Consider the following 7,017-nt stretch of genomic DNA (forward strand, 5'->3'; position numbering starts at 1 on the left):
CACATGTGTTGGCTGACCCACTGTCATCGGGGGCAAGCCCCCTCCCACATTTGCCCTCTATTGCCTGTTAGTGCGCGGTGGCCTGGAGGCCGGCGAGTAACAGGCGCTGATACAGATCCTCCTTGAACCCCTCCGGCTGATCCAGCCGCATCCGCTCCAAATGCCTGGGAAACGCCTCAGGCTCCGGCGCGTCCAGCGCCGCCTTGCCCAGTTCCAGCATCTCCGTGAGCTTGAATTTGCTCTTGAGCCAGTTCAGTGCCCGCAACAGGTCCCGCTCCTCGTCCGTGAAGTCACTGCCCAACGGGTACTCCGGGAACAGGCGCCAGTGCTTGGCTTGAATCGCCTGGAGCCGTTGCGGTGTGTTGTCGGCAAAACGCGGGTGCAGCTTGAAATCCTTGGGTAACTTACCGGCCTTTTGCGCCTGCTCGATCAAATCGTCCTGGAAGCGCGAGTCAGTGATATTGAGCAACGCTTCAATCACCTTGGCATCCGTCTGACCCCGCAAGTCGGCAATGCCGTACTCGGTAATGACGATATCCCGCAGGTGCCGGGGAATGGTGCAGTGGCCATATTCCCAGACGATATTGGAACTGACCTCTCCCGCCGACTCGCGCCAGCTGCGCAGGATCAGGACCGAGCGTGCGCCTTCCAGCGCGTGGCCCTGGGCAACGAAGTTGTACTGCCCGCCCACGCCGCTGAGCACGCGGCCATCTTCCAACTGGTCGGCCACACCGGCACCGAGCAACGTCACCATGATCGCACTGTTGATGAACCGTGCGTCCAGGCGCTGCAAACGCTTGAGTTCTTCCTGGCCGTACAGCTCGTTGATATAGCTGATGCCGGTCATGTTGAATGCCAGCCGCTTGGCGTGGCTCATCTCCTGCAAGCGCTGGTAGAAACTGCGCGGGCCAAGGAAGAAACCGCCATGGATCGAGATGCCATCGGGCTGCGCCGCATCGTCGAGCAGCCCGGCATTGGCTTGCTCCTGGGTCGCCACATCCGGGTACACCTTGCGCCGGATGATGCCGGCATCCGCCAGCACCAGCAGGCCGTTGACGAACATTTCGCTGCAACCATAAAGGCCCCGGACGAGCGGCTCGACGCCACCCTCACGGCTGATCAGGGGCGCCCACTGATACACATCCAGATCGGTCAGCAGCAATCGATAGGCTTCGTTGTCGGCCTGGCGCGCCAGCAAGGCGGCGGTCAGCGCATCGCCCATGGAGCCGATGCCGATCTGCAAGGTGCCGCCATCGCGTACCAGGGTACTGGCATGCAGGCCGATAAAATGGTCCTGAAACCCCACGGGCATGTTGGGCGTGGAAAACAGCGTCGTGCTGTCTTTCTCGTCGAGCAGGTAGTCGAATGCATCCATGCCCAATTCCGCATCGCCAGGCATGTAGGGCAGTTCAGTGTGGACCTGGCCGACAACCAGGATGGTTTCCCCGGCTTCGCGGCGCCTGGCGATCATGGGTAGCAAGTCGAGGGTGATATCCGGATTGCAGCTCAGGCTCAGGCGGTCGGGATGCTCGGCGCTGCTGGCAACCAGTTGCGCCACCAGGTTCAGGCCGGCGGCATTGATATCACGGGCGGCATGGCTGTAGTTGCTGCTGACATAATCCTGCTGCGCGCAATCGCTGTGGAGCAGGCTGCCGGGCTGCATGAAGAATTGCTGCACGCGGATATTCTTCGGCAGGCTGTCCTTGTGCAGGTCAGCGAGAAAATCCAGTTCCGGATAATCGCCAAACACGCGCTCGATAAAAGGTTCGAGAAAGCGCTTCTGCAACCCGTCCCCCAGGGAGGGGCGACCCAGGCTGAGCGCGGTGTAGATGGTCAACGCCCGCTCGGGCAACTCGGCGATGCGCCGGTACAGCGCATTGACGAACAGGTTGGGCTTGCCCAAACCCAGCGGCATGCCCATGTGGATATGCGCCGGCAACCGCGCCAGTACGTCGTCAACTGCTTGCTCGATTGAACACAACTGCACCATCCGACTGCTCCCGAACATTCCATTAATGGGGGGTTGGACCGAGCTTGCCGGGTCTTTGCTGCAATGACCAGCGACGAAAGGCAAATCACAGGGACAAAAAAGCCGCTCGTAAGCGGCATTTTTGGCGAAGATCGACTGACTACAGTCCGGACATCTTCTTGATGGCGCCTTTGAGATCGTCATCCGAGCAATCAGCGCAAGTGCCCTTGGGCGGCATGGCATTGATGCCGGTGATCGCCTTGGCCAGGATGCCATCGAGGCCGCCCTGATGATCGGCGCGCTCTTTCCACGCTGCCGTATCACCAATTTTTGGCGCGTTCAGCAGGCCGGTGCCGTGGCAGGCATTGCAGTGCTTGGCAATGATCTCGTCCGGGGTTCTCGCGCCGCCGCCGCCCGTTGTCACGGCGACTTCCATACCCTTGCATTCCTGACCCTGGACACACACCTGGCCCACAGGCTCCAGGCGCTTGGCGATGTCGTCGTTGGTCGCAGCTTGAGCGCTGACAGCCCACAGGGCCAGTACGGTTGCTGGTGCAGCCAGCATTTTCATAATTAGGTTCACGCGTTCACCCTCAATGGTGGCTATTCACGCCTGCGGCCACGGTTTCGCAGGCGGCGAAAGTATAGCGGTTAGACCGCCCGGCCGAAACAACCCTATTAAATAAAGGGAGATTCGGCCTCACGGTGTACTGCTGCGCGAACCCCTGCAACGCTGGCAGGACGCCTCTGTTTTAAAAGTTCGCGGGTGTGGCTGCGCTGATTAGTCGCGCCGGCACGTCGAACGGATTGCGAAAACGATGGGGCTTGGTGCTTTCAAAGTAGTAGCTATCGCCTGCTTCGAGCACAAAAGTTTCAAGGCCCACCACCAGTTCCAGGCGCCCTTCCACCAGAATCCCGGTTTCCTCGCCTTCATGGGTGAGCATTTCTTCGCCCGTGTCGGCGCCTGGCGGGTAGATTTCGTTGAGAAACGCGATTGCCCGGCTCGGGTGCGCTCGGCCAACCAGCTTCATGGTCACGGCACCGTCGGAGATGTCGATCAGCTCATTGGCTTTATAGACGATCTGCGTCGGTATTTCCTGGAGGATCTCTTCGGAAAAGAATTCCACCATGGACATGGGAATGCCGCCCAGTACCTTGCGCAGGGAACTGATCGAGGGACTGACGCTGTTTTTCTCGATCATCGAAATGGTGCTATTGGTGACGCCCGCGCGCTTGGCAAGCTCGCGCTGGGAAAGACCTTTGAGTTTACGGATGGATTGCAGTCGTTCGCCGACGTCCAATGCAGGTGCCTCCTAGGATTCAGGCTTTGTTGTAATTGAGCGTTATCATGGCGACAGCGTTCAGTATTTACAACACTTGGGCCTAAATCCTGGGCAGTAGCATTCGTACCTGGCGATCAAGCGCCCAAATAGAGCCTTGGCACCCGGCGCAGGTTGCAGAAAATCTCATAAGGGATGGTTTCAGCCGCCGTCGCGACGTCGCTGGCGAGGATATTCCTGCCCCACAACTCCACCGTGGAACCCAGCCCCGCCTGGGGCACATCCGTCAGGTCGACGCACAGCATGTCCATGGACACCCGGCCCAGCAACTGGCTGCGCTGGCCGGCGACCAGTACCGGTGTGCCTGTGGGCGCGTGGCGCGGGTAGCCATCGGCATACCCCATGGCCACCACGCCGATACGCATCGGCTTGGGCGTGACGAACCTGGCACCGTAGCCCACCGGCTCTCCCGCCGGCAGTTCACGTACGCAAATGATTTTGGACTCCAGGGTCATCACCGGCTGCAAACGTGCGGCGATAGCCTGGTCATCACCAAAGGGTGTGGCGCCGTAGAGCATGATGCCAGGGCGCACCCAGTCGCTGGACACACTCGGCCAACCCAGTACGGACGGGGAATTGCGCAGGCTGACTTCAGCCGCCAGACCCTGGCGGGCCGCTTCGAATACCGCCACTTGTTCGCTGCTGCTCACGCAATCGAGCTCATCGGCACGGGCAAAATGGCTCATCAATACGATCTTCGCAACGTTGCCACTGGCCAACAGACGCTTGTACGCCTCCTGGAAATCCTTGGGGTGCAGGCCGACACGGTGCATGCCCGAGTCGAGCTTGAGCCAGATGGTCAGCGGTTTGCCCAGCGTGGCCTGCTCGATAGTCTCAAGTTGCCACAGTGAATGCACCACGCACCACAGGTTCTGCTCGATGATCAGCGGCAGCTCGTCGGCTTCGAAAAAACCTTCCAGCAGCAGTACCGGTGCACCTATCCCGGCAGCGCGAAGCTCCAGTGCCTCCTCGATGCACGCCACCGCAAACCCATCCGCCTCGGCTTCCAGTGCCTGGGCTACGCGCACCGCGCCGTGGCCGTAGGCATCCGCCTTGATGACGGCGAGGGCCTTGGCGCCGGTGACTTCGCGGGCCAATTGGTAATTGTGACGCAGGGCTTGGAGGTCGATCAGGGCACGGGCAGGACGCATGGCGGCAGGCTTCTAGGCGGCAGAGTGAAGAAAAACCGGTGCCGACCGACAACGTCGGCCCGGGAGAGGGATTTGCAGTTAAGGCAACGCGGCCACGACGGACAGCTCTACCAGGATATTCGGTTCGCACAACTTGGCTTCAACCGTGGCGCGGGCCGGCGCGGCACCTTTGGGCAACCACTTGTCCCACACCGCGTTCATACCGGCAAAATCGGCATCGATGTCTTTCAAATAGATCGTCACCGACAGCAAGCGGGTCTTGTCGGTGCCGGCCAGGTCCAGCAAACGCTCGATGTTGGCCAGTGTTTCACGGGTCTGCTGCTCAATGCCGGCATCCAAGTCGTCGCCCACCTGGCCCGCCAGGTACACGGTACCGCTGTGAACAACGATCTGGCTCATGCGTTCATTGGTGAGCTGGCGCTGGATGGACATGTTTTGCGGACTCCTGGTGATTACCGTAACGGGAAATATCGAGGCCTTCGGCGCTGATCTGCGGCGTTTTCTTCGCCATCAAGTCGGCCAGCAAACGACCGGAGCCGCATGCCATGGTCCAGCCGAGGGTGCCGTGGCCGGTATTCAGGAACAGGTTCCTGAACGGGGTGCCACCGACAATCGGTGTGCCATCGGGTGTGGTCGGGCGCAGGCCGGTCCAGAAACTGGCTTGGGCCAAATCGCCGCCCTGAGGATAAAGGTCGTTGACGATCATCTCCAGGGTTTCACGCCGACGCGGGTTGAGCGACAGGTCAAAACCGGCTATCTCAGCCATGCCGCCGACCCGAATTCGGTTGTCGAAACGGGTGATCGCGACTTTGTAGGTTTCGTCCAGGATGGTCGAGGCAGGCGCCATCGCCGGGTCGGTGATCGGCACGGTCAGCGAGTAGCCCTTGAGCGGGTACACGGGCGCCTTGATCCCCAGCGGCTTGAGCAGCTTCGGCGAATAACTGCCCAGGGCCAGCACGTAGCGGTCGGCAGTTTCCAACGCGCCGTCGATCCACACGCCGTTGATGCGGTCGCCTGCATAATCGAGGCGCTGGATGTCCTGTTCAAAACGGAACTCAACACCCAGCTGCTTGCACATGTCGGCCAGGCGCGTGGTGAACATCTGGCAGTCGCCGGTCTGGTCGTTGGGCAGGCGCAGGGCACCGGCGAGAATATCGGTGACGTTGGCCAGGGCCGGTTCGACCCGGGCGATACCTGCACGGTCGAGCAATTCGAAGGGCACGCCGGACTCCTGCAACACGGCAATGTCCTTGGCAGCGCCATCGAGCTGGGCCTGGGTGCGGAACAGTTGAGTCGTGCCCAGGCTGCGCCCTTCGTAGGCAATCCCGGTTTCAGCGCGCAGTTCGTCAAGGCAGTCGCGGCTGTACTCGGAGAGGCGGACCATGCGCTCCTTGTTCACCGCATACCGGCTGGCGGTGCAATTGCGCAGCATCTGCGCCATCCACAGGTATTGGTCGATATCGGCGGTGGCCTTGATCGCCAGCGGCGCATGGCGTTGCAGCAGCCATTTGATCGCCTTGAGCGGCACGCCTGGCGCGGCCCATGGCGAGGCATAGCCCGGGGATACCTGGCCGGCATTGGCGAAACTGGTCTCCATGGCGGCGGCCGGTTGACGGTCGACCACCACGACTTCAAAGCCGGCCCGAGCCAAATAATAGGCACTGGTCACGCCAATGACGCCGCTACCCAAGACCAGAACGCGCATTTTTATATCCTCATCACGGGCTGAGCCGCTGACGTGTGTTATTCGAGCAATGATGGACGCAGTGTAAAAAACAATCACCAGTGCATTTCACTATATAAATGCCTATATTTGGCGACAATTCTCGGCACAAATGCTTTTTACAGAGGCGTATCCCCTATGCGTACCAACACTCAGACCAAGCGGGAGCTGGACAAGATCGACCGTAATATCCTGCGCATCCTGCAAACCGATGGGCGCATTTCGTTCACGGAGCTGGGGGAGAAGGTCGGGCTGTCGACTACGCCCTGTACCGAGCGAGTCCGGCGCCTGGAGCGCGAAGGGATCATCATGGGCTACAACGCACGGCTCAATCCGCAGCATTTGAAAGGGAGTTTGCTGGTATTTGTCGAGATCAGCCTGGATTACAAGTCCGGCGACACGTTCGAAGAATTCCGCCGCGCGGTGCTCAAACTGCCGCATGTGCTGGAGTGTCACCTTGTGTCCGGGGACTTCGACTACCTGGTGAAAGCGCGGATTTCCGAGATGGCCTCGTACCGCAAATTACTCGGCGATATTCTGCTCAAACTGCCCCATGTGCGCGAATCCAAGAGCTATATCGTGATGGAAGAGGTGAAGGAAAGCCTGAACCTGCCGATCCCGGACTAACCCACACAACTCAATCAAATGTGGGAGGGGGCTTGCCCCCGATGGCCATAGGTATCTACACAACTCTGTAGCGCCCAACACTAACCACGATGCGCAGCGAGCCGCTCTTGATCTTGATCTCAGGCGCCCCGTTAAACCACGCTGGCCGAACGCAGGCTTGAATCCGTGGGTAACCCGGCAGGACGCCGGGTTAGCCGCACTGGGCCA

Annotated in this window: 7 protein-coding genes; 1 reads left to right on the forward strand and 6 read right to left on the reverse strand. The window is 60.3% G+C overall.

Annotation, left to right across the window (positions count from 1 at the left end; genetic code table 11):
* Positions 1–67: 67 nt before the first annotated feature.
* The 6 genes from CIB54_RS19270 to dadA all read right to left on the reverse strand — a co-directional run bounded on the left by CIB54_RS19270 (position 68) and on the right by dadA (position 6,165).
* Positions 68–1,990, reverse strand: coding sequence for an acetyl-CoA hydrolase/transferase C-terminal domain-containing protein (locus CIB54_RS19270; protein ID WP_101220683.1), 1,923 nt, complete (start codon positions 1,988–1,990; stop codon positions 68–70).
* Between the two features lie 139 nt (positions 1,991–2,129).
* A complete protein-coding gene (locus CIB54_RS19275) occupies positions 2,130–2,540 on the reverse strand; it encodes a c-type cytochrome (RefSeq protein ID WP_065953223.1) in 411 nt (136 codons plus the stop codon).
* 181 nt (positions 2,541–2,721) lie between these two features.
* Positions 2,722–3,270 (reverse strand): cupin domain-containing protein, encoded by a 549-nt coding sequence (locus CIB54_RS19280; RefSeq protein ID WP_003176893.1) that lies wholly within the window; start codon positions 3,268–3,270, stop codon positions 2,722–2,724.
* 116 nt (positions 3,271–3,386) lie between these two features.
* Positions 3,387–4,460, reverse strand: coding sequence for an alanine racemase (alr, locus tag CIB54_RS19285; protein ID WP_101220684.1), 1,074 nt, complete (start codon positions 4,458–4,460; stop codon positions 3,387–3,389).
* Between the two features lie 78 nt (positions 4,461–4,538).
* Entirely contained in the window at positions 4,539–4,892 is a 354-nt protein-coding gene (locus CIB54_RS19290) for a RidA family protein (RefSeq protein ID WP_101220685.1), read from the reverse strand.
* Entirely contained in the window at positions 4,864–6,165 is a 1,302-nt protein-coding gene (gene dadA, locus CIB54_RS19295; protein ID WP_101220686.1) for a D-amino acid dehydrogenase, read from the reverse strand. The genes CIB54_RS19290 and dadA overlap by 29 nt, the downstream gene beginning before the upstream one ends.
* A 156-nt stretch (positions 6,166–6,321) precedes the next feature.
* On the opposite strand from dadA, the gene CIB54_RS19300 reads away from it, so the two are divergent.
* A complete protein-coding gene (locus tag CIB54_RS19300) occupies positions 6,322–6,810 on the forward strand; it encodes an Lrp/AsnC ligand binding domain-containing protein (protein WP_003176896.1) in 489 nt (162 codons plus the stop codon).
* Positions 6,811–7,017: the final 207 nt, after the last annotated feature.

The organism is Pseudomonas fluorescens (assembly GCF_002837185.1).
Lineage (GTDB): Bacteria > Pseudomonadota > Gammaproteobacteria > Pseudomonadales > Pseudomonadaceae > Aquipseudomonas > Aquipseudomonas fluorescens_AM.

What these genes read in the sequence shown, in the direction of transcription:
- alr (WP_101220684.1), bottom strand. Translation starts at nt 4,460, where the DNA reads ATGCGTCCTGCCCGTGCCCTGATCGACCTCCAAGCCCTGCGTCACAAT.
- CIB54_RS19300 (WP_003176896.1), top strand. Translation starts at nt 6,322, where the DNA reads ATGCGTACCAACACTCAGACCAAGCGGGAGCTGGACAAGATCGACCGT.
- CIB54_RS19270 (WP_101220683.1), bottom strand. Translation starts at nt 1,990, where the DNA reads ATGGTGCAGTTGTGTTCAATCGAGCAAGCAGTTGACGACGTACTGGCG.
- CIB54_RS19290 (WP_101220685.1), bottom strand. Translation starts at nt 4,892, where the DNA reads ATGTCCATCCAGCGCCAGCTCACCAATGAACGCATGAGCCAGATCGTT.
- CIB54_RS19275 (WP_065953223.1), bottom strand. Translation starts at nt 2,540, where the DNA reads ATGAAAATGCTGGCTGCACCAGCAACCGTACTGGCCCTGTGGGCTGTC.
- dadA (WP_101220686.1), bottom strand. Translation starts at nt 6,165, where the DNA reads ATGCGCGTTCTGGTCTTGGGTAGCGGCGTCATTGGCGTGACCAGTGCC.